The 23,769-nt window shown below is 31.4% G+C and carries 24 protein-coding genes; 14 read left to right on the top strand and 10 right to left on the bottom strand.

Annotation, left to right across the window (positions count from 1 at the left end; genetic code table 11):
- Positions 1–71: 71 nt before the first annotated feature.
- The 6 genes from QZU90_RS08245 to QZU90_RS08220 form a co-directional block, all read right to left on the bottom strand.
- The gene (locus tag QZU90_RS08245; RefSeq protein ID WP_296856598.1) at positions 72–1,190 is read right to left on the bottom strand and encodes a peptidoglycan-binding protein; all 1,119 of its coding nucleotides are present in this window, start codon (positions 1,188–1,190) and stop codon (positions 72–74) included.
- 147 nt (positions 1,191–1,337) lie between these two features.
- On the bottom strand, positions 1,338–2,051 hold the full coding sequence (locus QZU90_RS08240) for an MJ0144 family RNA dihydrouridine synthase-like protein (RefSeq protein WP_296856597.1): 714 nt from the start codon (positions 2,049–2,051) through the stop codon (positions 1,338–1,340).
- Between the two features lie 153 nt (positions 2,052–2,204).
- Positions 2,205–2,966 carry a GTP cyclohydrolase III gene (locus QZU90_RS08235; protein ID WP_295607887.1) on the bottom strand — a complete coding sequence of 254 codons (762 nt, stop codon included), beginning with the start codon at positions 2,964–2,966 and terminating at the stop codon, positions 2,205–2,207.
- Between the two features lie 206 nt (positions 2,967–3,172).
- Positions 3,173–4,075 carry a 2-phospho-L-lactate transferase gene (cofD, locus tag QZU90_RS08230; RefSeq protein WP_296856596.1) on the bottom strand — a complete coding sequence of 301 codons (903 nt, stop codon included), beginning with the start codon at positions 4,073–4,075 and terminating at the stop codon, positions 3,173–3,175.
- A 112-nt stretch (positions 4,076–4,187) separates the two neighbouring features.
- Entirely contained in the window at positions 4,188–4,703 is a 516-nt protein-coding gene (locus QZU90_RS08225) for a hypothetical protein (RefSeq protein WP_295607881.1), read from the bottom strand.
- 57 nt (positions 4,704–4,760) lie between these two features.
- Positions 4,761–5,525, bottom strand: a complete 765-nt coding sequence (locus QZU90_RS08220) for a coenzyme F420-0:L-glutamate ligase (RefSeq protein WP_296856594.1) — start codon at positions 5,523–5,525, stop codon at positions 4,761–4,763.
- A gap of 298 nt (positions 5,526–5,823) precedes the next feature.
- On the opposite strand from QZU90_RS08220, the gene QZU90_RS08215 reads away from it, so the two are divergent.
- The 3 genes from QZU90_RS08215 to QZU90_RS08205 all read left to right on the top strand — a co-directional run bounded on the left by QZU90_RS08215 (position 5,824) and on the right by QZU90_RS08205 (position 7,904).
- On the top strand, positions 5,824–6,663 hold the full coding sequence (locus QZU90_RS08215; RefSeq protein WP_295607876.1) for a MotA/TolQ/ExbB proton channel family protein: 840 nt from the start codon (positions 5,824–5,826) through the stop codon (positions 6,661–6,663).
- A 16-nt stretch (positions 6,664–6,679) separates the two neighbouring features.
- Positions 6,680–7,087 carry a biopolymer transporter ExbD gene (locus QZU90_RS08210; protein ID WP_295607874.1) on the top strand — a complete coding sequence of 136 codons (408 nt, stop codon included), beginning with the start codon at positions 6,680–6,682 and terminating at the stop codon, positions 7,085–7,087.
- A gap of 193 nt (positions 7,088–7,280) precedes the next feature.
- Positions 7,281–7,904, top strand: coding sequence for an IMP cyclohydrolase (locus QZU90_RS08205; protein ID WP_295607871.1), 624 nt, complete (start codon positions 7,281–7,283; stop codon positions 7,902–7,904).
- Positions 7,905–8,023: 119 nt separating this feature from the next.
- On the opposite strand, the gene rnhB is transcribed toward QZU90_RS08205, so the two are convergent.
- The 3 genes from rnhB to QZU90_RS08190 all read right to left on the bottom strand — a co-directional run bounded on the left by rnhB (position 8,024) and on the right by QZU90_RS08190 (position 10,993).
- Positions 8,024–8,683 carry a ribonuclease HII gene (rnhB, locus tag QZU90_RS08200; RefSeq protein WP_295607868.1) on the bottom strand — a complete coding sequence of 220 codons (660 nt, stop codon included), beginning with the start codon at positions 8,681–8,683 and terminating at the stop codon, positions 8,024–8,026.
- 217 nt (positions 8,684–8,900) lie between these two features.
- Entirely contained in the window at positions 8,901–9,971 is a 1,071-nt protein-coding gene (locus QZU90_RS08195) for a rod shape-determining protein (protein WP_295607865.1), read from the bottom strand.
- Positions 9,972–10,237: 266 nt separating this feature from the next.
- Entirely contained in the window at positions 10,238–10,993 is a 756-nt protein-coding gene (locus QZU90_RS08190; RefSeq protein WP_295607863.1) for a hypothetical protein, read from the bottom strand.
- 622 nt (positions 10,994–11,615) lie between these two features.
- Between QZU90_RS08190 and QZU90_RS08185 the strand changes: the two genes are divergently transcribed.
- The 9 genes from QZU90_RS08185 to sucC all read left to right on the top strand — a co-directional run bounded on the left by QZU90_RS08185 (position 11,616) and on the right by sucC (position 20,444).
- Positions 11,616–12,557, top strand: a complete 942-nt coding sequence (locus tag QZU90_RS08185; RefSeq protein WP_295607860.1) for an archaetidylserine synthase — start codon at positions 11,616–11,618, stop codon at positions 12,555–12,557.
- 239 nt (positions 12,558–12,796) lie between these two features.
- On the top strand, positions 12,797–14,425 hold the full coding sequence (locus QZU90_RS08180; RefSeq protein WP_296856592.1) for a hypothetical protein: 1,629 nt from the start codon (positions 12,797–12,799) through the stop codon (positions 14,423–14,425).
- Positions 14,426–14,674: 249 nt separating this feature from the next.
- Positions 14,675–15,439, top strand: coding sequence for a class E sortase (locus tag QZU90_RS08175; RefSeq protein ID WP_296856590.1), 765 nt, complete (start codon positions 14,675–14,677; stop codon positions 15,437–15,439).
- A gap of 94 nt (positions 15,440–15,533) precedes the next feature.
- Entirely contained in the window at positions 15,534–15,905 is a 372-nt protein-coding gene (locus QZU90_RS08170; RefSeq protein WP_296856588.1) for a dihydroneopterin aldolase family protein, read from the top strand.
- A 344-nt stretch (positions 15,906–16,249) separates the two neighbouring features.
- The gene (locus QZU90_RS08165) at positions 16,250–16,456 is read left to right on the top strand and encodes a ferredoxin family protein (protein ID WP_295607848.1); all 207 of its coding nucleotides are present in this window, start codon (positions 16,250–16,252) and stop codon (positions 16,454–16,456) included.
- Positions 16,457–17,587 carry a 2-oxoacid:acceptor oxidoreductase subunit alpha gene (locus tag QZU90_RS08160; RefSeq protein WP_295607845.1) on the top strand — a complete coding sequence of 377 codons (1,131 nt, stop codon included), beginning with the start codon at positions 16,457–16,459 and terminating at the stop codon, positions 17,585–17,587. It abuts the gene before it with no gap.
- Between the two features lie 8 nt (positions 17,588–17,595).
- Positions 17,596–18,456 carry a 2-oxoacid:ferredoxin oxidoreductase subunit beta gene (locus QZU90_RS08155; RefSeq protein WP_295607842.1) on the top strand — a complete coding sequence of 287 codons (861 nt, stop codon included), beginning with the start codon at positions 17,596–17,598 and terminating at the stop codon, positions 18,454–18,456.
- 1 nt (position 18,457) lies between these two features.
- Entirely contained in the window at positions 18,458–19,003 is a 546-nt protein-coding gene (locus QZU90_RS08150) for a 2-oxoacid:ferredoxin oxidoreductase subunit gamma (protein WP_296856586.1), read from the top strand.
- A gap of 316 nt (positions 19,004–19,319) precedes the next feature.
- A complete protein-coding gene (gene sucC / locus QZU90_RS08145) occupies positions 19,320–20,444 on the top strand; it encodes an ADP-forming succinate--CoA ligase subunit beta (protein WP_296856585.1) in 1,125 nt (374 codons plus the stop codon).
- Between the two features lie 141 nt (positions 20,445–20,585).
- On the opposite strand, the gene twy1 is transcribed toward sucC, so the two are convergent.
- Positions 20,586–21,500: a 4-demethylwyosine synthase TYW1 gene (gene twy1, locus QZU90_RS08140; protein WP_296856583.1), complete on the bottom strand. Its 915-nt coding sequence runs from the start codon at positions 21,498–21,500 to the stop codon at positions 20,586–20,588.
- A gap of 212 nt (positions 21,501–21,712) precedes the next feature.
- Between twy1 and tpiA the strand changes: the two genes are divergently transcribed.
- Together tpiA and QZU90_RS08130 are read left to right on the top strand one after the other, a co-directional pair.
- The gene (tpiA, locus tag QZU90_RS08135; RefSeq protein WP_296856581.1) at positions 21,713–22,387 is read left to right on the top strand and encodes a triose-phosphate isomerase; all 675 of its coding nucleotides are present in this window, start codon (positions 21,713–21,715) and stop codon (positions 22,385–22,387) included.
- Between the two features lie 37 nt (positions 22,388–22,424).
- Positions 22,425–23,657, top strand: coding sequence for a phosphoglycerate kinase (locus QZU90_RS08130; RefSeq protein WP_296856616.1), 1,233 nt, complete (start codon positions 22,425–22,427; stop codon positions 23,655–23,657).
- Positions 23,658–23,769 lie beyond the last annotated feature (112 nt).

The following is a 23,769-nucleotide window of genomic DNA, read 5'->3' as shown; positions in this document are numbered from 1 at the left end:
TTAAAAGATTAAAAAATTGAAAATAAAAATAATTAAAAATTAAAAAAGAAAAAAAGTTAAAATAATTTAACTTATCTTTTTTTAGCTATTTTTCCAGTTACTGTCTTGGCTTTTATGTTTTTGTTTCCCAAGAAAGTGACTTGATATTTATTTGACTTGAGACTTTTAATCTTAAGATTTTTAATGGCCAGTCCATTTTGAACCTTAACGATGTAAGACTTGCCATCTACTGTAAACTTGACTTTTCCTTCATCCACTTCTGCATCGTTTTTAAATCTTAAATTAGCTTTTAACTGTATATTTTGCTTGCCGGATAGGTTGATATCTGCCGCTTTCATTCTAATTGAAGTCTTCTTGATTATTATTGTTTTGTATTTAGGCTGTGCCTTTATCCCGCCATCTTCACAGTAGATTTTTGCTTTACATGTTCCCACTTCCAAATCGTTAGGGGTAATGTAATTTATTCCCTCATCATCAGTACAATAATATTCGGAAGCTATTCTCTTTCCTTTCTTCAAATAATCAACTGAAAGTAAGGTTTCTATTCCTTTTCCATTCCTTTTCTTAACAATCTTTGCTTCAAAGGCTCTTCCATCATTATACTCCCTTACGAAGGTCTTATCATCCTTAAACTTGATTACTGCATTTGACTTGTCGATTATCCTAAGCTTTTCAGCTGTCTTCTCATCCACTTTTCCAGTCACTTTCAGTTTTTTGGCCTTCTGGAATTGCTTGACTGATCTTTCTGTATAATATCCGAACCAGCCATCAACCTTTAAGTAGTGGCCCTTATAACTTAAGTAGTATCCATTCCTTTTCAAAGCCTTTTGGATTTTCTTAACAGCAACCTTATCCTTACTGCCTTTGGATATGGTTTTGAAAGAAACTTTATTTTTAGAACTTTTTTTAGCTGTGGCATTTTCTTTCACTTTTGCATTGCCTGATGAACTGACAATAGGTTCATCATTCTTGCTTGCTAAAGCAGGTTCTTCATTTGCATCATTTGTTAAAATATCTGGCGGTTCCTCATTTGTTAAAACGTTCTGTGGGATACTTTCTTCTAAAATAATTTCCTGATTATTATCAGCAACAGAAATATCTCTTGTTGAGTCATCTGCAGCACTGACTGCAGAGATGGAAATTATGCTAACAAGCAATATCAGTGCTAAAAATAGATATTTTTTCTTCATGCTAGTTTTCTCCTAATAAAATATTCTTAAATTAGTATTCTTTTGATATATTAGTATATGATTATTAATTATTTATAAAATTTTATTATATTTCTTGAAAATTTTAAAAAAGTGAAAAACATTTTAAAATAGTAAAAATGGGAATAATTAGATTTTAATATCATTCAAATCAAAATTCAATTTTCCTCCAATTGCTGCTCTAGCTATTGAAATTCCATTTGCCCCTGCTTTTAACATCTTCTCTGCTTGAGCAATGGAGTTTATTGAATTGTTTCCAATAATGAAGATGTTGGTATTATCTGATATTTGTTTTATTAAATCAAAATCAGCATCCCTTACCCCTTTTTTCATGGCATCTATGTGCAAGTAGTCCACTCCACAATCCTCTGCTAGTTTAGCTATTTCAAGGTTGTCCACTCCTTCAACATTGGCTCTCACCTTCATGGATACTTGGGACTGGGATTTTTTGACAACTTCATTGATGTAGTCTTCCAAATCTGGTCTTAAAAGCATTGCTTGTCCGCAACAGGCTTCAACAAGTTCCTCTTGTCTGCAATGGCAATTGATTTCAATGATGTCAAGATTTGCTATTTTGCTGATTTCAATAAGAGGATCTGGGGTGGTTCCTCTTAAGTTAGCGCTTACGCTTACATCAAAATTGTCTTTTATGGTGTTAACCTCATTTTCAATTACACGGTAAATCTCTTCTTTAGGGTAATTGAACTCTTTCCTGCCTCTGGCTATGATTCTTTCACAGGCATCTATTGATTCATTGTCAGTATTGTATCCTCCAATAGTGACTGTGTCAAATCCATAAGGTATAAGTTTCATTGCAAATTCTGCATTTGTTATTCCCGCCATAGGTGCAAGTACTTTAATGTTAACACTTCCTTAAGTTTTGATAATTGCAATTATTCTAAAATTGTATCATTCTATAAAAATAGTTTAAAAAAGTATAATAAAATAAAAAATGGAAATAAAAAGAAAAGTTAATTAAGTGAAAATAAGATTTATTTAAAGTTCTTCTATTACATGAATCCAATCTTTATTATTTCCTGCACGAATTATTTCAAGTCCGATGTCTGCCATATATGCTGCATCTTCCATGTTGTCTGCTCTACCGATACCTGCTTTTAGGCCGATTCCAATTTCTTCATCAATCTCTTTGAGAATTTGGGTGAGGTCATCTTCACTTAATCCATTACATGGGGACATAAAGTTGTCTCCACCAATGAAGAATAATAATGCGCCTTTTTCTCTAAGTTTAGTCATTAAGTAATGTTGTGCTTTGTTTACCATAAAGCTTGTATCAAAAGCAGATTCAATATCAGTTAAGGTTTCAGTTACACTGTTGATGTCAATATGTGCAGCTTGTACGAAACTGTCTTCTGGGTTTTCAATTAAATTGTTTATTGCTAAGATTTCTTTTCTTCCTGAAGATTGTGCTCCACCTTCTTTTTGAAGTGCAATGGTTGCTAATCTTTGAGCTTCGTGTGCAGTTTCTGCTGCTCCAACACCCATACTGATTGTAATTGGGTATCTGTTTCTAATAGATCTTTGAATTCTCATGTGGTCTTCTTCATTAAGACCGTTTGTGACTGCAAGTAAATTATCAAATCTTGTAAAGAACACTAAACCTTTTTTAGCAGCTATTTGTCTTTGCACATCTGCAAAAAGTTCTGCTTGTAAAATTTGAAGGTCAGATTCTGTACGTGGTCTTGGAGTAACTGTCCATGGACCATAATTATCGATTTGTATCAAAGTCATTTGTATCATATATTTTCACCTAATAGTAATATATTTAGTTATAACTAAATTAGTATTTAAACTTTAAGCATTTAATTAGTAATTTTTTTAAAAATCTTTTATTTTTAATAATTTTTTTTAATTTTTTATTAACTAATAATTTTTAATAATTTTAAATAATTTTAAAAATTTCTAAACAATTTTAAAACAATTTTTAGACAATTTTAAAAAATTTTTTATTCCAAAACCACTTTAGCCAGATTGATTTTATCCTCAATTGTCTTCATAAAAGTGTTGGTTATGATGACATTTGGAACGATTTCTTCAATTTCCTCTTTAAACTCTTCGTCTTGATTGTCAATCACCAATGTATTAAGGAATGATTTGTAAAGTTCTGCGACTCCTTTGGAGGAAGTTTCATAACCGAATGCATTCATGAATTGTCCAGCAGGGCCGCTAAATGCAGATCTGCCTACAAATGGAGAAACCGCGATAACCTCTTTCTCCTTAAGGGCATCTTCAACACCATCTATTGAAATGATAGGTCTTATTGAAGTGATTGGATTTGATGGTCCAAAGATTACTTTATCACATTTTTCTATTGCTTCAATAAGTTTTGGACTAGGGCTCACATGAGCATATTTCACTTCAATTACTTCACAGTTGCATTGATATTTGATCAAAAAGTCATGGAATTCTATTTCACCATGCTCTTTAGTTACAATGCTTATTTCAGATTCTTCATCACTCATTGGAATTATGCTTGCCTTAATGCCTAATTTGTCCTTTTGAAGTTCGACAATATCTGATAAGGTCCAACCTTCCTCAAGCAAAATGGCTTTTTGAAGTTTGGTTGCCCTGTCCTTATCTCCTAATCTGAGCAATTCAGTAGTTCCCATTTCAATTAGCTGTTCTCTAACTATGTAGGTATCCCCTTTAATTCCATACCAAAATTCCTCATCAATCATATCTGCAAAAGTATACATCACTGTATCAATATCCGCTGCAATATAACCTCTGGACATATATAAATTTTCCACAGTATTTACTACGACAGTGATCTCTTCTTCAGGGTAAATTTCCTTTATTCCTTGAATTAATTTTGGAGTTCCAGTGCCTCCAGAAAAAACAGTTATCATGATTTCCACTCTTTTTATTTTTATTGTGATATGATTTGTTTATTATTTTAATAATAATTAGATTATTTCACTCGTAAATTTAACAAATGACGTTTTTTTTAAAATTTTAACTTTAAAATTCTTCTTTTAATGGACCTCCACATTTAGGGCATGGAGTTTTTTCAGAAATTACTAAAGACATTTCACTATTGCAATTAGGGCAATCGTTATTTTCAAGAATGTTTCTCCTATCTTTGTAAAATGTTTTCTTAAAATCAAAAAATAGTATTTTAAATGTTTTATCATTATCGAGATTTTTAGAAATTTCTTTAGTCAATATTTTTTCAATCTCTTCTTGAGTGAATAGCTCATTGTCTTCAGGAACGTAGGTCTTAATTAATTCATTGCAATTTGGACAGTAGTTTTCATAAAGGAATCCTGAAATTAAAGATTTAGTCATCTTGTCTGAATTTTCCTTATTGTGAATATCTTCAATAAGTTCTAAATGATTGCTATCCTCTTTCTTGTCTTTAGAATAGAAATTTAAAATGGATTCAAGATCTTCTAAATTAGTATCTAAATAGAATATTAGGTTCTTATCTAAAAATGAAAAATCACAGCTTTCACATTTGAAATTAATTTCAACCATATTATACACTCAAAAAGAAAAAAAATCGTTTTGTTATAAACTGTTATTGTTTGTTATCTATTTTCTAAATACATCAAACTCTTTAGGTCTAAGCAATGGTTTGATTCCAGTTTCTGTGTCTCTAAGGTGGTTAAATGCATCAAATCCTCTAATCAATACGATAGGAATTCCTTCGTTTGCTTGTCCCATCAATAAGGATGCAGCTGCTGCAAGCTCATCTGCAGTAGCAACTTCAGTTGTTTCAAGAGCTCTGCCGAACAAGTCTTCCTCGCCGATTCTTACCCAAAGAGGATTGATTCCTGAGCAGCCAATAGCTGTTCCAATTGCACCTACTCTAAATGCTCTTCCTTGAGTGTCAGTAATGATTACTGCAATTTCCTTTTCAGTTTTTTCTTCTAAGTATTCTCTTATTTCCTTTGCAGATTGGTCAGGATTCTTAGGCATTGGAGTTGCTAATCCCTCTTCCACATTGGATTCATCAATTCCAGAGTTTGCACAGACGAATCCATGTTTGGTCTCGGTTACAATGAAATTAGGTCCAACTGCAACGATTTCATTTGATTCCTGCAAAATAGCTTCTACAAGTTTCGGATCTTTTTTGCATTGTTCTGCGATTTTAATTGTTTCCTCGCTTGGCTCAAGTTCATCAATTTTTATGTAGTTGCCTTCAGCTTTGGAAATCAATGTTTCTGCAATAAGCAAAATATCTCCATCTTCAAGAGCAATATTTTCCTTTTCTAAATCCTCTTCAATTATCTCAGCTATATTATCTCCTTTTTTAACTAAAGGAATTTCTTTTAATCCATATAATTTTAAAGTCATATTTAAATGTTATACTAATAAAATATAAAAAACTATTGTTATTCACAGAAATTATTGTTATTCACAGAAATTATTATTTCAGAAATTTTTATTTAGAGAAATTTGTAATTATTCACTAAAATTTGTTATTTATTGGAAATTTTTTTAAAAATTAACAATTATGCTTTATTTTTTTTTAAAAATTAACAATATGCTTTTATATTAAAAATAATAAATTTATTATTAGTATGATTAATAATCAGTTTTATTATTAATTTATTAGATTATTTAATTATTAATTAATTCTTTAGAGGATATTATGATTATAGAAAGTCTTATTAATGGATTTGACATGATTATGGAGATGCTCCAAAGTGGGGGAGTTATCACTTATATAATTCTTTTGCTTGGTATCTATGGTCTGTTAATATCTATAAGAAAGATATTTTACCTTAGAAAAATAAGTAAAATCGATGCTACAGAGATTATGGGGACTATTACCTCATCTATGGAACAAGGTGGAGCTATTGAAGCTTTAAAAAATATCAGTCACTATAAAAACCCTGTTTCAAGAATCATGTCTGAAGCATTGAAAATTGGTTATAAGAATAAGATAGAAGTGGAAGAAAGTATGGAGCAAATCTTCATTGTGGAGCTCTCAAAAATGACCAATGGTATTAGTGCATTAAAAACTATTATTGAGCTTGCTCCTTTCTTAGGATTGATTGGTACTGTATTAGGTATTTGGATGACCTTTAAGAATTTAGGTGTAAATCCTGATGCTGCAGCTATGGCAGAGGGTATTTACATTGCTCTTATTACCACTATTGCAGGTTTAACTGTAGCTATTGTTCTTATGCCATTATATACTTATATCAAAGGTTTAATTGATGCAGAAATGGATAAAATTGAATTAGCTACTAAAATGACTAATTGGAGTTATGCTGTAATTAAAATCAGAGTTTATGAAAAGTTGCCTTGTGTAATTGAAGCACTTCAAGAAGCAGAAGGTATTGTTAGCGTAAAGGAAATCTCTGATCCATATTCAAATATTCAAATTTCATTTAAGCCAAGTATGCTTGAAAAGAGTATAAGTAATATCATATTGGAAAAATGTGATGTAAAATCTGAAATTACTGAAAGTAAATTAAGACAATAATCAAGGGGCTGTTAAATTGGCAATTGACATTAAGCGTCATAAGGAGAAGATGAGTAGGGATGAGCCTGAAATCAAGTTGGTTCCTTTTATTGACATTTTATTTACTTTACTTATCTTTTTAGTAGTGACCAGTACTTTCGGTGCTGCATCTGTTACTGGTGATGACACTGGCACAGGCACTGGAAAGCCAAATATGACTGACACTACTGGAGATGCAGAGTATTATTTGCTGCCTGTTGCAGGACTTCAGAAAGTTGTTGTAAATGGTGTAGATATGTCTTCTGAGATAAGAGGAAATGCTGTCGGTGTTCATGCAAGAGTGCTGGATGAGGGTGATGTTCAGATTAAAACGAGTGAACATGCAATATATATTCAAGCACCTTCTGGAATGACTCCTCAAGAGGCAGTTCATATGCCAGAGTGATTTTAAAGTTTATTTTAATTTTTTTAATATTTTCAAATTTTTCATATTTTAATGCTTTTTTAAAATATGATTTTTTTATTTTTTAATTTTTTAATAGTAAAATTTTTTTAATTTTAAAATTTCTTTAATTTTAGAATTTCTAAATTTTTTAATTATTGGATTTTGTATATTATAATTAATTTGGGGTAAAACAATGTATTTAGGCAGAATTATTTCAGCAGGAAAAACAGAAGATGGAAAACCATATGTTGCTTATAGAGTTTCAAGCAGGTCTTTTCCAAACAGACAAGTAAAAGTTCTTGAAGATGAAGCAGCCATCATTCCAAAGGAAGGGTTTGAAACAGATATTTTCAAAAACTCTTACATTGCTTATGATTGTGTAAAGACTGTAGGTGACATTGCAATTATTTCAAACGGTTCTCAAACCAATCCTATTGCAGATAAGATAGCTATTGGAATGAATATCAGGGATGCAATGGCATATTCATTAATCACATTAGATTATGAAAAGGATGATTATAACACTCCAAGAATTGCTGCAGTAGTTAAAGGAAACGAAGATGATTTTGAAGCTTATATTGGTATTGTAACTGACAGTAAAGTATTAGTTGAAAAAATAGAAGATGGTAAAGCTCAATTCATTTCCACATATGAGAAAAACACACCGGAAGATGTTGTTTTTGCTGCAGAAACTCCTGATGATGCATGTAAGTTTATTTTCGACGAAGGTGCATTTGCTGAATTTGAAAATCCTGTCTCTTCAGTTGCAGCAATATTTGATGGAAAATGGAAAATTGCTGGTTTCAATCCAGATTAAATCCCCAAGCTTTTTAGCCTTCGGCTAAAAACCTTGACCAAAATTCTTTCCAATTTATTTAGGTAAATTGGATTTTTTTTATTTTTTTTATTTTTTGCATTGAAAAATTTTAGTTTAACTTATTCTAATTTTTCAGCCTCTTCGGCTTCTTTAATTTTCTGGACTGTTCCCCAACTTCTTCTAACGAAATCTGGCATTTCATCATATTTAAATTTCTTCAAGAAGTTTTTGGTTTTTGGATCGCTTGGATAACCTGAACCGATTCCATCTCTGTCCTTGGTGGATCTGATGTACTGCTTATTAATTTCTTCAATAATCATGTCCCTTTTTGCTTTTGCAATGATTGAAGCTGCTCCAACCGCAAGATAGTTATCATCTGCCTTATGTTCCGCAATGACCTCACAGCTATGGCCTACATATTCTTCCATCTCCTCCTGAAGTCTTCCTTCCTTAACATCCAAAGCATCTATGATGATTCTATCTGCTCGAAGAGTATTTATGATTTTTTTCATAGCTAGTTTTTCTATTTGATTAAGATTAATTCCTTTTGCTCTTAAAGTGTCAATATCCTTTGCAGTAATTACCACTGTTTCATAATCGAACATTTTAGTTAACTTACGATATAGGACAGCTCTTCTGTTAGGAGTTAATCTTTTAGAATCTTTCACGCCCATTCTTTCAATGATCTTTTCTTTTTTCTCAGGTATTACAATACCGGCCATAACCATAGGGCCTAAAACAGGGCCTCTTCCAGCTTCATCTAATCCTAGTGTATCCATATTATTAAATCCAGTTTTATTATTTAAATAGTTTAGTTTTATTTAGTTTTCATTAAATAGTTACATATCAGTTTTATTAATTTTTATAAAATAAGATTTTAAAGTTTAAAAGAAGTAATTTTGATGGTGTTGGTTTTTGGTGTTAAAAGGAATATTATGGATTGTAAAGACAATCCATAGTATTATACGTATTAATAACGCTTGAAATTGTTTAAATTTATTTCATAGCTTTTAAACGTACTTCCGGTTCTAAAGCTAATGGTTCAGCAGCTACGATTGCAGTTCCTTTTGCAACTACGGTCATAGGGTCATCAGAAATTTGAATTGGGATGTCGGATTCATCATAAATTCTTTCTTTAAGACCTCTTAATCTGGAACTTCCTCCTACTGCTACAGTATTTTTGTAAACTCCCATCATCAATTCTGCAGGTAATCTTTCTAGGATAATGTTTAATCCGCCAACAACTGCTTGGATGATTGGTTCTACTGCATCTGCAACTAACATTGAGTCAATAACAACTTTTTTAGGTCTGTTAGTTTCTAAGGATTTACCAATAACTTCATAACTTAAGTTTTCAAATTCTTCGCTGCAATGAATCATTCCAATTTCCATTTTTGCAGCTTCCGCATCGTGAATGCTAATTGCAACATTGTATTTTTCTGCAACCAATTCCACGATTCTATTATCAATGTCGTCTCCACCTACTCTTACGGTTTCGATATCGTTGATTCCACCAAGGGAAATAACCACCAAATCAGTAGATCCTGCACCAATGTCAATTACCATGGTTCCATTTGGTTCTGCGATAGGCAATCCTGCACCAATAGCTGCAGCTAAACCTTCACTGACTACTAAAACGTATTCAGCACCAGCTTTTCTACCTATTTCTTCAGCAGCATTTTTTTCTACTTCAGAAGCGTCTCCAGGAATTCCAATAACAATTCTTCCCACGGTTTCTCCTTCGTTAATACCAATTTCCATAGCTCTAATGAGTAATGCTTGTGCTTGTGCAACGTTTTCGATTACTCCTTTTTTAAGTGGTCTTACTGCAACAATGTCCTCTGGAGTTCTGCCTAACATTTTTTTAGCTTCTTCTCCAACAGCAAGTACTGCGGAAGGGTCATCTTTTTTTACAGCAACTACAGAAGGAATTTGGTATAAGTCAAATTTGTCTCCTGATGGTTTTGCAATTACTGTGTTTAAGGTACCTAAGTCAATACCTAAACTATTTTTCACAACTCTTGTTGGTTCAATTTCAATAGCGTCTTCATTTCCGAAAATACTCAAAGTTATTCCTCCATTGATAAAATTAAATTAAATCATTTAATAGATTATTTAATCGATTTTATTTTTTTAATTATTAATTAATTCATGTTTTTGAATTGAAATATTCAACTAAAATATTCATAAAATTAATTAATGTTTTAACAATAATTATTTATAATTTTTATTAATAATAAGTTTTTGTATAAAATTATGAAAAGATTTTAAGAATTATGTAAAAATAGTCAAAAATATGATTTTTTTGTTGGGTGTGTAAAAAGTTTAATTAATTATTGTAGTTGATTTTCTTCTTGTGATTCTAAGGTGTTGTCTAGATTGGTGTTTTCTTCTTGTTTCTCTTCTTCCTGATTTTCTATTTTATCTTCTTCCACATTCTCAATGATTCTTTGCTTTTCTTTATCTTGGATTGTTTTCTTTAAGTCAATTCCAAATAAGCTATTGTTTTGGCTAATTTCTTTAACATGCTCAATATCATTTTCATCTACTACAGAAACTAGGATTGCGGATAAAACAACATCGCTCATATCAAGTATTGGGGTCACTGTACTTCTTAAAAAGGATGGCAATTTAAATCTTGTATTAAGCTCAGCCTTAATAAAACTGCTTGTATGATCTTCAGCTAAAATGTTTATTTTTGTATTTTGCCTATTTGTTTCTCCATTGAATGATTTCATTGATTCTTCGGGACCAACAATCACCAATAGATTAGGCACTTCATTAATATGCACATTAGTTATCTCTACAGATGCCCCTCCTTTCTCATTGCACCTGTTTCTAAGTTCGCTGATTTTCAGTGTCTCTCCTTTTAGCATTAAGCAATCAAATCTTTTTGAAGTGTATTTATCTAAAATCTTAATGGATTCTCTAAATAGAATTTGAACTCTATCCTTAGCGGTAATTGCATTGTATGCTATATCATCAACTAGCTTTTCATTACCTGCGATGACACACCATACGTGTTCATTATTCTCTCTAGATGAAACTTTTGCAGCTCTTCTGAGAATTTGTATCCTGTCTTCAATCATATAATCACTTAATAGAGTTTAAATTAATTTTCGAATCCTTTTTCTTAAATCCTTTGATTTTTTCGAATCAATTATCTGTTTATTGTTTGCATATTCATTTTAAATTATTGTTCGTATTACTATTTTCAATTAAAACCAAGAATTTTAATGCTATACTATTTTAATATATTTCATTATTATAATATAAAATTTTGTTTTTATATAGGCCTATATAAATCAGTTTATTTTTTTAAAAAAAATTAAATATAAGATAATAGAATATATTAAATACTATTGAGTAAATATTTAAGTAATGAATTAAAACAATATTCATGTAATATTGCTTAATGAATTATGCTAGTTTGTAAAAATTGTTTATTTTTTAAGTAAAGTTATAGTGAAAATGTAGAATTGAATTCATGTAAAAAAATTTAATTTATTTAGAATATTTACTTTATTTAAAATATATATTATTTTAATTAAAAATGCTAATTTGAGTTTATTTTTCAAATATAGTTAAATTTTTTAATTAAATTACTTTTAACTAATGTATTGTTATTTTATATTGATTTAGAAAACAATTAATCGTTTTTTGAAAAAATTAATAAGGGAGTTTATTTAAAATATTATTTGGAGTCAAATTATGAGATTAAAAAGTGTAGGAATGGGATATTTTTTAGCTATTCCTGATGTCATTTCAATATTGAATTTGGTATTTGGATTTTTAGCTATTTTAATGGTTATTGGCAATCATTTAACATATGCATCAGTGTGCATACTTGTTGCAGTTGTTTTTGACTCTGTAGATGGATGGGTTTCAAGAAAACTTAATCGTGATGATAAATTTGGTTTTGGTAAGAATATTGATTCCTTAGCAGATATTGTATCTTTTGGTGTTGCGCCTTCAGTCATCTTATATTATATAGGATTAGGAATCTCTGACTGGGCAGGATACTTAATGGCGATCATTGCTGTTTTAACACTTGTTTGTGGTATGTTAAGACTTACTCGTTACAATGTAATTTCAGATAAAATTAATTACCACGGATTTGTTGGATTCCCAATACCTGGTACAGCTATTATCATAGCAACTTATTACCTAAGCGGTTTATTTAATGTTGCAGTTGCTGCAATATTAATGTTGTTTGCAGCTTATTTGATGATCAGTACAATCAGATACCCTAAAGTTGACAATTATTATGTTATTGGATTTGGAGCAGTAATGATATTATTATTGATTTTACCTATTAATGTATCAATAGGTGCTGTAAATCTTCCAGCTTTAGCATTGTTTGTATTATCATTAGTCTATATGTTCATGACCTTCTTAGAATTCTTCATTGATACTGAAGAAGCTTTAACTGCAGAAAATGTTAATAGAAATATTGGTCAAGTTAGAGAAATAACCGCTGATAAAGTCAGTGGTTCCTTAAGTTCTGCAAAAGATGCTTTCAAATCAATGAGAGAGAATATCAATAAGGTTTCTTCAGGGGAAATTATTGGTGAAGCTAAGAAGTCAGATAAAGAAGAAGAGGAAGAGGAAAAACTATTGAATATCAGTACTGGTGAAGTGGAAAACGAATAGTTTTATTAAGTAATTTTCTTAATTATTTCTTAAAACTTTCTTCACTTTTTATTTTTTATATTTTATTTTCGAGTTTTTTGATTCCAATTTCTTTTTTTTAAATTTTTTATCAAACTATTTTTATTATTCCATCAATTGGGAAATTTAATTTATTCATTTAATTTATTTAATCCTATTAATTCTTTGAAAACCTGTTTTTTCTGCTATTTTTATCTCATTCCGTTTTAGGTTTGATAACTATGACTAATCGGAAAAATCGATTTAATTTATTTAAGAATGATAAGTTTAAGATTAAATTAAAAAATAAGGGGGTAAAAAAGAAATCTAATGATAAAACGAATGATGAAAAGTCAGAGTCTTCGGATTTTTTAAGTTTTGATTCTATAATTCCTGAAAATTCCCCCTTAAAGAATAATTCACATTCTAGTTCTGGATTTTATAATGATGAGTTTAGTCTTAAGGATAATTTAAGGTATAACTCAAGGAATAATTCAAAGGATAATTTAAGGCTTAACTCAAGGAATAATTCAAGGGGCAATTCAAGGGATAATTCTGATGCCAAAAATGATTTGGATGAATTTGATGAAAAATACTCCAAATACATATATTCTCCAGATTCTAATGGTCTAAGTGATTTTAAAAATACTTCTAATGAAAAGTTTAATGGGATGAAAAATTCTCAAAATGAGTTTTTTGTGGATAATCATTTAAAGGAAGATGATAAGAAAAATCTTAAAGAGAATCTTTTAAATTTCAAAAAAAATCTATTGAATAAAAATGATGCTTCAAAATCATTTTTTGCTAAAGCGGTTATTCTATTGATATTTTTAGTGTTAATATCCTCTGTATTTTACTTTTTTGTTTATCAACCATTTCAGAGCGAATTGAATTTGGAAAAAAATTCAAAGCTAAATGAGCTGAATGCCTTGTATAAGGGGCCTTTAGAGTTAAATTCAAATGCTTATACTTTAAAGAATAGAATTGATCAATCTTATGATATTGAAGAAATCAAGTCGATTGATGTTTTAAGGTTTGCCACTAAGGATTGGAGAATTTATCATAGTTCTAAGATTGTATCTTCTAAGGATGATTTTGGTAGAGTGATGATGTCTTATGGAGAAAATAAGAATATTATCATGTCTGTTAAAGATGCAAATGATTTTGTTAAGGATAATGATGCTAAAATCCTATCAAATGTTCAATTCAATAAAGTCAACACAGTCATTGTTCCAATTTCTCTTACAAGGCTTCAGGCTACTGCAGGATTAATTTCTGTAGGTTCTGTTGTTGATGTCTACTGCTTAAGAGATAATTCTTCAGAGCATATGGATGATTATGATAGTATGGATAGCAATGTAAGTTCAGTGCAATCAAATGAAACCATTGCTAATGGCACTTTGGAAGAGAATGAAGAAGACCCAATTGTAAGTGGAGCAACAGTTTTGGCTATCCTGCGTTCTAAGGATAGTGGTTTAGTTGATAGCACTGTTTCCAAATCAAGAACAATCATTAAAGGAAATGAAACAAAACCATTTGAAAACACTGTTTCCTATTCAAGTGATGTTGAAGAACTTCTTAAATCTGCAGTATTGAATTCAAACAATGTTGTTGATGCTTTAGATTCTTATTTGATGAATTATGGTGTTAGATTGTCTAATTTCGAAAGAATGTCTAATTTGGGTGATCTCGATTCAGAGTATATTATTCTTCTAGAGGTCCCTCATTCTGATGTTAATTTCATCATCAACAATATGGATAATTTAATTTTAACAATTCCTACAGATTTTGCTCCTGACTGGGTCGTTAATGAATTGAATGAAACATATTATGAAAACTTATATCAGGACAATTCTTTGGATTTATTATAATTTTCATTGATTTTTATCATTTTTTCTTTTAATTTTTTATTTTTATCTTTTCAATCCATTTTTCAAACAAAAATATTATAAATTTATTAAATATGAAAAATAGATAAAAAAATATCAAGATTAAAATTTAAGATTAAATATCAAAGTAATATTAAGAAATTTAATGAAATTTAATGTTAAGTGTTTTTATTTGCAAATTTATTGCAAATATTTTTGAATTTAGAATAGTTTAATTCGTTGTTGATTTTTATGGATATAAAGAGTTTTTTAAAGCCTACAACAATCATTGTAGTCATTGCTTTCTTAATTATAGGGTTATATGCCTTAACAGAAGTAAATTACTTTTCATATAAGAATGTAGCTGAATCTAATGATGTGAATGCATCTGTAATCATTATTCCTTCATTGGGAGTCTTTGAAAAGATTAATAATGTTTCCATATCTCAAGGGGTAATGTATGACACCACTTCGAACATTCCAACTAAAGGAGATACTGTTTTATTTGGTCATAGGACATTGCAAGGCTCTCCATTTTTACGTTTAGATGCTCTTAAGAAAGGGGATGTAGTCACTTTAGAATGGCCTGGAATCGGTGAAATCAATTACACTGTTAAAGATTCTAAGATAATATCCCCCGCTAATTATTTGGATTTAAATGAAAGTCATGAAACTGGAGATATCCATAATCAGGAATTGATGTTAGTAACTTGCCATCCTATTGGCTCATCTGCTGAAAGACTTCTTGTAACTGCTCAGTTGAATTCTACAAGTTTCATCAATGAAACAGCATTGGAAGAAAATCCTCAAGCTAATGGGGCATGGTTCATTACTGCAGGATTCTTAATATTTGGACTTATAATATCCTATTTCACTCCTGCTGATGAGCGAAAAATTATTTTAGCGGTTGTCATAGCTATTACAATTGTTCTGGTTTATTTCTGCATTTTCCCAGTATCTTCACAAATTTGGGCTGATCAGTTAGGATGGTTAAATAGCTTAATGGGAATTAATTAAATTCTTTTAATTTTTTAAGTTAATTTTTTAAGAGTCATATGAAAATAAAATTATTCTAATATTCACTTGAAATTAATTTATTTTGAGGTATTTTATGGACACTAAAGAAAAATATTTTTCTAATATTTCAAATAGGGAAAGGGCAATATTTGAAGGGGCCATTAGTATGGGGGCTTTGTTCCATCAATTCGTAGGAACTCCCTTTAATAAAACCAATATTGCTAGTTTGGAAAAAGCTATGGAAGAGTCTTTCACTTTGCAGCCTTGCATTGATAAGGTAGAGGTTTCAATTGATTTGGATAGATTGGATAAGGCAATGACTGAATTTGAATACACATCTTTAAGTGGGGATATGCTGGATGTTAAAATATATTCAAAAGTCGATGATGTTTTGGCTGTTATCCGAATCAAATTCATAGAAGAACTTAATTATCCTTTAATGTTTGTTGAGGAGATAATTGAATAATTTGGTTAGTCCTTATTTTTTATAACTCTTATTTTTTCCAATCTCTTATTTTTTCTATTTTTATTTTCATAATCCAATAATTGATTTTTATTATTTTATATTCCTACTTAACTTTTTTTAGCTACTTTTTTATTTTTTTTTAATTATTCTAATGATTTTAATTATTTTAGATAATTCCTATTTTTTTAATTATTTAGTTTAAATATACTAAATTATTTAAATAAACACTGCCATATATATTAATATTATGATTAATATCTTAAGGTAAACAATAGCGATAAGGTATTTATTTTAATATTTGAATTAATTTATTTCAAACTATACAAAGAATGTGAGATGATTTAATGATTATTATAGATTCTAAGCTTTGTAAAGGATGCGATATTTGTATAGCTACTTGTCCTAAAAATGTCTATTCAAAATCTGACAAAGTAAACACAAAAAATGTTTACCTTCCTTTCCCAGAACATGAGGAAGGTTGCACTAAATGTGGTTTATGTGAAGTATCCTGTCCTGATCAAGCTATTTATGTTGAAAAAGAGGTGGAATAAATGGTGGAAGAGCGATTTGTTCAAGGAAATGAGGCTTGCGCATTAGGTGCAATAGCTGCAAACTGCAGATTCTTTGCAGGTTACCCAATTACTCCATCTACTGAAATTGCAGAACAAATGTCTATTTTGCTTCCAAAATATGGGGGTTCTTTTGTTCAAATGGAGGATGAAATTGCATCTGCAGGAGCTATCATTGGAGCTTCCTGGAGTGGTATGAAAGCAATGACTGCCACTTCCGGCCCGGGTATTTCATTAATGCAGGAAAATATAGGTTATGGATTCATTACAGAAACCCCTATTGTAATTATCAATGTTCAAAGAGGTTCCCCATCTACTGGTCAACCTACCATGTCTGCTCAAGCTGATATGATGCAAGTTCGTTGGGGTTCTCATGGAGATTATGAACCTATTGCTTTAGCACCTTCATCCGTTCAGGAATTCTTTGATTTCACAATCAAAGCTTTTAATTTAGCTGAGGAATACAGAGTTCCTGTAACTGTTCTTGCTGATGAAGTTGTAGGGCATATGAGAGAAAAATTGATAATTCCTGATGATATTGAAATTGTTGCTCGTAAAAGACCTGAAAAGGCAGATGGCCAATACATGCCATTTGATGCTCCTTGTGATGGAACTACTCCTATGCCTGCTTTTGGTGATGGATTCAATATTCACGTCACTGGACTCACTCACGATGAGAGGGGTTATCCCGACACTAACGATCCAGACACTCATACTCAATTAGTTGAAAGATTATGCAATAAAGTTTTAATGCATAGAAAGGATATCTGTTCCGTTAAAAAGGAAAATTGTGATGATGCAGACATCGTTATTGTATCATGTGGTTCTCCATATCGTTCTGTTGGGGCTGCTATGAAAAAGGCAAGAGAAGAAGGCATTAAGGTAGGATCTCTTAAAATTGACACTCCATGGCCTTTCCCAGAAGAGGAAATTGCTGAAATCGCTAAAACTGCAAGTGACATAATTGTTCCTGAAATGAATTTAGGACAAATTGTTCATGAAGTTGAAAGAGCAGCACATGGTGAAGCTAATGTTCATTTGATTGGCAAGATTGGAGGAATCCTTCATAAGCCTGATGAAATTTACGAAAAGATTAAGGAGATTAATGGATAGGTGGTAAAATGGTAGAAAAGGAAAGTCCATATAAAAAATATCTTAGAGAAGAAAGATTGCCACACATATTTTGTCCAGGCTGTGGAAATGGTACTGTAATGAGCACCTTCTTTAAAGGATTGGAAGGAACTGACATTGATTTTGAAAATGTTGCTATGGTTTCAGGTATCGGTTGTTCTTCAAGAATCCCTGGTTATGCAAAATGTGATTCACTCCACACAACCCACGGAAGAGCTTTAAGCTTTGCAACCGGTCTTAAAGTTGGAAACCCTGACTTGGATGTTGTTGTATTCACTGGTGACGGGGATGCAGCATCCATTGGTGGAAATCATTTGATTCATGCTGCAAGAAGAAACATTAATCTTACTGTAATCTGTATCAACAATAATATTTATGGTATGACTGGTGGTCAAATCAGTCCAACTTCACCTAAAGGAAGCTTTGGTACAACTGCACCTTACGGTTCAAGAGATGTGCCTTTTAATTTAGCTGAGCTTGTAAGTGCAGCTGGTGCATCCTATGTTGCTAGATGGACCACTACCCATCCTCTTCAATTATCCAAAGCTATTCAAAAAGGTTTGGAAAATGAAGGTTTCTCATTTATTGAAGTTGTTTCCCAGTGTCCAACTTACTTTGGACGTAAAAACAAGATGAAAACTCCATTGCAAATGTTCCAATGGATCAAGGAAAACAGTATCAATAAAAGAAGAGCAGAAAAGATGGATGAGGCTGAATTGGAAGGAAAAATCATTGTTGGTGAATTCGCTAATAATCCACATGCTGAATTAACTGATAACATCAAGGCATTGGCTGAAGAGAATTCAGACAAGCCATTAGCTATTAAATCTGCATTTGAGGAGTTGGATTAAGATGAGAACTGAAGTTCGTATAGCTGGTTTTGGTGGTCAAGGAGTAATCATGGCAGGAGTTATCATTGGTAAGGCTGCTTCACTCTTTGATAATAAAAATGCTGTTCAAACCCAATCCTACGGTCCTGAAGCTCGTGGAGGGGCTTCCAGAACTGAAGTTGTTATTGATGATGATGAAATCGACTATCCTAAAGTAACCAGTCCAGACATTTTGGTTGCTATGTCTCATGAAGCTTTAATCAAGTATATGGGGGATTTGAAGGACAAAGGAGTCTTGATTATCGATCCAGATATGATTGTTGAAGAAGAGATAGTTGATTTTGTAAAGGAACACAAAATAAAACTTTACAGAGCACCTGCAACTAAGACTGCAACTGAAGATGTGGGACTTAGGATAGTTGCAAACATTGTAATGATCGGTGCAATTGTTAAGGTCACTGAAGTTGTTTCAGTTGATGCAGCAAAACAAGCTATTTTAGACAGTGTACCAAAAGGAACCGAAGATAAGAATATTCAAGCATTTGAAGCAGGATACGCTTTGCTTTAAATATTTTTATCATTTTTTATTTTTTTAATATTTCAAATGATTTTTGAATTATTTTTATTATTTCTTATTTTTATTATTTCTATTAATTTTTTAATTTTTTAATTCAATTTTCACTATTTTTTATAAATAATTTTAATAATAAGAAATAACATATTATATTATGTTTAAGATAATACATCAGTTCTATTGCAATATATTTATAATATATTTACAAAAATTTTTCATAGGACATTTATCTTTTTAATTTATTTTAATATTCATAAGTATTTTTAAAATTCATACTAATTTTCATGCTTATTAAATAAGAGTGAGAAAAATGAAGTTTTTTGAACATAGTGCAAAAAAGGTTTTTGAAAGTGAAGGAATTAAAATTTTAGAAGGGCATGTTGTATACTCTCCTGAAGAGGCAATGGAAGTTGCTACTGAATTTGGTAGACCTATTGTACTCAAATCTCAAGTTTTAGTCGGTGGAAGAGGTAAAGCAGGAGGTATTAAGTTTGCAGACAACCCTGGTGAAGCATTTGAAATCGCTAATGAGTTATTAAAGTTAGAGATTAAAGGTGAAAAAGTAAAACACTTGCTCATTGAAGAAAAAGCAAATATCCAAAGGGAATTTTTCTTAAGTGTTTCAAATGACAGGGCAAATAAAACTCCAATCATTATGGCAAGTGCTGAAGGTGGAGTGGAAATTGAAGAATTGGCTAAGACATCCCCTGAAAAAATCATTAGATATAATGTAGACCCATTAAAAGAGTTCTTGCCTTATGAAGCTCGTGAAATAGCTCGTAAAATGGAAGTGGGCTCTGAATTGATGTCTCAAATTGGTGCTATCATTTGGAAGCTCTATAATGTTTATGATAAGTACGATGCAGAAATTGCAGAAATTAACCCTCTTATCTTAACAGATGATGGTTTGATTGCAGCTGATGCAAAATTGGAAATTGAAAATGATGCTTTATTCCGTCATCAAGATCAAGTAAGACAAAACAGATTCAAGAAAAAGGATTTTGCATTTGTAAAGCTTGATGGTGACATTGCAGTTATCGGAAATGGTGCAGGATTGACTTTAACCGGTATGGATATGGTTACATTATTCGGTGGAAAACCTGCAACTTTCTTGGATATCGGTGGTGGAGCATCTGATGAATCCATTAAAAAAGCTTTAAACTTAGTTTTAAATTACCCTCCTGTAAAAGTGGTATTCCTTAATGTTTTAGGTGGTATTACCAGAGCGGATGATGTTGCAAGAGGTGTAATTGCAGCTTTAGAAGATAATAAATGGGATGTAAACATTGTAACAAGACTTACTGGTACAAATGAAGAGGAAGGTCAAAGATTACTTGAAGAAGCAGGCATTCCTTATGAAATCTCATTAGAAGAAGCTGCTAAGAAAGCAGTTGCAATGTGTGAAGAAATTAAAGCAAAAGAAGCAGCTAAATAGCTATGCTTCTAATTTTTCTTTTTTTAACTTTTTTACTTTTTTTTAAACTTTTTTTAATATATTTAAGTTTTTTTCAATTTTCATAACTTAAATTTAATTATTTTTTTAATTAAACTTTTTTTTTAAAAAATAGGATGTTTTTTATTCCAATAAAACAACTCTACTGACTTCAGACTCTTTAGTTAATTCTCTGCCAGTTTTATCAGCTATTTCTTGAGCAAAGTCACGAACTTCCTGATTTGATGGCATATTGTCAAGACTTAATCTTTTTCTGGAAGATCCTACAAACATGTATGCTTTCACTTCAACATATTTTGGGTTTGCCTTATTGATCAGTTTAGCATATTCGTCAGTGTTTATCATGTTTTTGCCCTTAACTGAAGTAATTCTAATTGCTGTTCTGCTGTTAAAACTGTTCATAAGTTCAAGTGTTTTGTTTAAATTGCTCCAAGCATCATTTATTTGAGGGTTACATAGCTCTTTATACACTTTCTCGTTAGGTGCATCTAAGGAAACATACAGTTGAGTTGGTTCGTTTTCAAGGCTTCCAAGTTTTTCCCAATACATTCCATTGCTCACTAAAAATGTTGTGAAATCCTGTCTGTGGAATTCTGCTAAAAGCTCATCAATCTCAGGATATAAAGTCGGTTCACCCGCAAGTGAGATTGCAGCGTTTGTCGGCTTCTTGCTTTCTTCAAGCTTTTTCCTATCTGCCTTTTTATTTCCACCAAAACCGCATAAGAGATTGTTTTGAGCTTTTATGGCGCCTTCAATAATTGTTTTAGGATCATCATATTCCCCTTCCCATTCTATTCTGGTTTGACTTAAGTCTCTCCAGCAAAAAGAGCATTTTTGGTTACAGAATGGTACAGCTGGAGACATTTGAAGACATCTGTGGGATTGCACTCCATAGAATTGCTCTTTATAGCAAACTCCTTCATTAACCATGCTTTTTCTAGTCCAATGACAGATTTTTGCAGCCGCATGGCCGTGCTCTCCTACAAATCTATAACCGCTGTATTCCAATTTTGCTTGTTCTTCTTTAGTGAATGCCATAATAATCCTTTGATTTTTTTGTTGATTAAAATAATTTAAATATAATTAAGAATATATATTTTATTAATATAGTAATAATTTTTTTAATTATTCTATTTATTATTTATCATACTAAAATGCATAAATATTAGATGTATAAATGTTTGATGTATAAATGTTTGATGCATAAATGCTAAATGTTATTTAATTATAGTTTTTAAGGAGGATTTGATTTGAGTCTTAAAACACCTGTTGTTATATTAAATTTTAAAACTTATTTGGAATCCAGTGGTGAAAAGGCATTGGATTTGGCTAATGCTTTAGAAAGTGCTGGTGAAGAATCTGGAATTACAATGATTGCTGTACCGCAAGCTATTGATATTTATAGAATTAAAGAGGAAACCAATATTCCTGTACTTTCTCAACATATTGATGCTGTATCTCCTGGAGGTCACACTGGAAGCAATTTATTTGAAAGTTTCCTTGCAAGCGGTATTGATGGGACTTTATTGAATCACTCTGAATGCAGAATGACTCTTGCAGACATTGCAGAAGTTGTTAAAAAGACAAAAGAGGCAGAACTTATTTCATGTGTCTGTACCAATAATATTGAAACAAGTGTTGCAGCCGCTACCTTTTCTCCAGATTATGTTGCAGTGGAGCCGCCTGAACTTATTGGTACTGGAATACCTGTTTCCAAAGCTGATCCTGAAGTTGTTAAGGGAAGTGTATCTAAAGTTAAAGCCATTAACAAAGATGTTAAGGTTTTATGCGGTGCAGGCATTTCCACTGGTGAGGATATGGCTGCAGCTATTGAATTAGGTGCTGAAGGTGTTCTTTTAGCTTCTGGAATCATTAAGGCAGAAAGCCCTAAAGATGCATTATTGGATTTAGTAAGTAAGATTTAATTTTATTTGAATTATGAAACTATTGTTATTGAGTGAAATTATGGCTAACTTTAATACTATTGATGATTTTGATGTAAATGGCAAAACAGTTTTAGTTAGGATTGACATCAACTCTCCTGTGGATCCTAATTCTGGAATCATTTTAGATGACACCCGTATGAAATTGCATGCTGAAACCATTAAGGAATTATCTATGAAAGGTGCTAAAACTGTTATTCTTGCTCACCAAAGTCGTCCAGGTAAAGATGATTTTACCACATTGGAGCAACATGCTGTCGTTTTATCTAGAGCGGTCGGTTTGGAAGTGAAATATGTTGATTCAATTTTCTCATCTAAGGCAAGGGAATCAATCATAGCTTTAGAGCCTGGACAAATTTTACTTTTAGAAAATGTCAGGTTCTTTTCAGAAGAACAATTAAAGCGTTCCGCGGAAGAGGAAGCTACTTCTGTGCTTGTTAAAACATTGACTCCTCTAGTTGACTATTTTGTAAATGATGCATTTGCTGCAGCACACAGGTCTCAAACCTCCTTGGTTGGGTTTACAAGAACCGTTCCATCAGCAGCAGGAAGAGTCATGGAAAAGGAATTGACCGTTATTGGAAATGCTTTAGCGAATGTTCAGCACCCTTGTGTTTTTGCTTTAGGTGGAATGAAGGCAGACGATTCAATTACAGTTACTGAAAATGTTTTAGAAAACGGCACTGCAGATTATGTCCTTGTTTCAGGTCTTGTTGCTAATATATTCATTTGGGCAGCAGGTTATGATATCAAATCCACTAACAAGAACTTCATTGAATCAAGAGGATATCTTGATATGGTGGATAAATGCAGAGACCTTATTGAAAGGTTTGGTGATAAGATCGTTTATCCTACTGATGTTGCAGTAAGTGTTCAAGGGGATAGGGCAGATGTAACTATTGAGAATATTCCTGATGCTTCCATTTTTGATATTGGTAGAGATTCACTGATAAAATATTCCAAGATTTTAAGAGAGGCAAAAACCATTTTCGCAAATGGTCCTGCGGGTGTGTTTGAAGACCCTAAATTTGCAATCGGTACTGAGGATATTATCAATGCAATTGCATCATCAAAAGGATTTTCAGTTATTGGTGGAGGGCATATTGCAGCAGCTACCGTTAATTTAGGATATGGTGATAAGATGGATCATATCAGTAGTGGTGGTGGAGCTTCCATTGATATGTTGGCTGGTAATCCATTACCTGCAGTTGTAGCTCTTGAAGAGTCTAAGGAATTATTTGACGGTAAATAATCCTTGTAAATAATTCTTAAAATAATAATATTTTTAATAATAAATAATTTTTATTTCTAAAAAAATTATTTATCCTACTTCTTTTCTTTTTTTAATTTTATTCTTATTTTTT

Origin of the sequence: uncultured Methanobrevibacter sp. (assembly GCF_902784195.1) — an archaeon.
Lineage (GTDB): Archaea > Methanobacteriota > Methanobacteria > Methanobacteriales > Methanobacteriaceae > Methanobrevibacter.
The sequence above is the reverse complement of the archived record's forward strand: the minus strand, read 5'-3'. Positions and strand labels throughout refer to the sequence as shown.

Coding starts and splice junctions, on each gene's coding strand:
- rnhB (WP_295607868.1), bottom strand. CDS start 8,683: ATGGATACACTAGGATTAGATGAAGCTGGAAGAGGCCCTGTTTTAGGC.
- QZU90_RS08220 (WP_296856594.1), bottom strand. CDS start 5,525: ATGACTTTAAAATTATATGGATTAAAAGAAATTCCTTTAGTTAAAAAA.
- QZU90_RS08160 (WP_295607845.1), top strand. CDS start 16,457: ATGGTGGAAGAGCGATTTGTTCAAGGAAATGAGGCTTGCGCATTAGGT.
- QZU90_RS08235 (WP_295607887.1), bottom strand. CDS start 2,966: ATGATACAAATGACTTTGATACAAATCGATAATTATGGTCCATGGACA.
- QZU90_RS08245 (WP_296856598.1), bottom strand. CDS start 1,190: ATGAAGAAAAAATATCTATTTTTAGCACTGATATTGCTTGTTAGCATA.
- QZU90_RS08215 (WP_295607876.1), top strand. CDS start 5,824: ATGATTATAGAAAGTCTTATTAATGGATTTGACATGATTATGGAGATG.
- QZU90_RS08205 (WP_295607871.1), top strand. CDS start 7,281: ATGTATTTAGGCAGAATTATTTCAGCAGGAAAAACAGAAGATGGAAAA.
- QZU90_RS08155 (WP_295607842.1), top strand. CDS start 17,596: ATGGTAGAAAAGGAAAGTCCATATAAAAAATATCTTAGAGAAGAAAGA.
- sucC (WP_296856585.1), top strand. CDS start 19,320: ATGAAGTTTTTTGAACATAGTGCAAAAAAGGTTTTTGAAAGTGAAGGA.
- QZU90_RS08225 (WP_295607881.1), bottom strand. CDS start 4,703: ATGGTTGAAATTAATTTCAAATGTGAAAGCTGTGATTTTTCATTTTTA.
- QZU90_RS08175 (WP_296856590.1), top strand. CDS start 14,675: ATGGATATAAAGAGTTTTTTAAAGCCTACAACAATCATTGTAGTCATT.
- QZU90_RS08150 (WP_296856586.1), top strand. CDS start 18,458: ATGAGAACTGAAGTTCGTATAGCTGGTTTTGGTGGTCAAGGAGTAATC.
- twy1 (WP_296856583.1), bottom strand. CDS start 21,500: ATGGCATTCACTAAAGAAGAACAAGCAAAATTGGAATACAGCGGTTAT.
- QZU90_RS08180 (WP_296856592.1), top strand. CDS start 12,797: ATGACTAATCGGAAAAATCGATTTAATTTATTTAAGAATGATAAGTTT.
- QZU90_RS08165 (WP_295607848.1), top strand. CDS start 16,250: ATGATTATTATAGATTCTAAGCTTTGTAAAGGATGCGATATTTGTATA.
- cofD (WP_296856596.1), bottom strand. CDS start 4,075: ATGATAACTGTTTTTTCTGGAGGCACTGGAACTCCAAAATTAATTCAA.
- QZU90_RS08170 (WP_296856588.1), top strand. CDS start 15,534: ATGGACACTAAAGAAAAATATTTTTCTAATATTTCAAATAGGGAAAGG.
- QZU90_RS08240 (WP_296856597.1), bottom strand. CDS start 2,051: ATGGCGGGAATAACAAATGCAGAATTTGCAATGAAACTTATACCTTAT.
- QZU90_RS08185 (WP_295607860.1), top strand. CDS start 11,616: ATGAGATTAAAAAGTGTAGGAATGGGATATTTTTTAGCTATTCCTGAT.
- QZU90_RS08190 (WP_295607863.1), bottom strand. CDS start 10,993: ATGATTGAAGACAGGATACAAATTCTCAGAAGAGCTGCAAAAGTTTCA.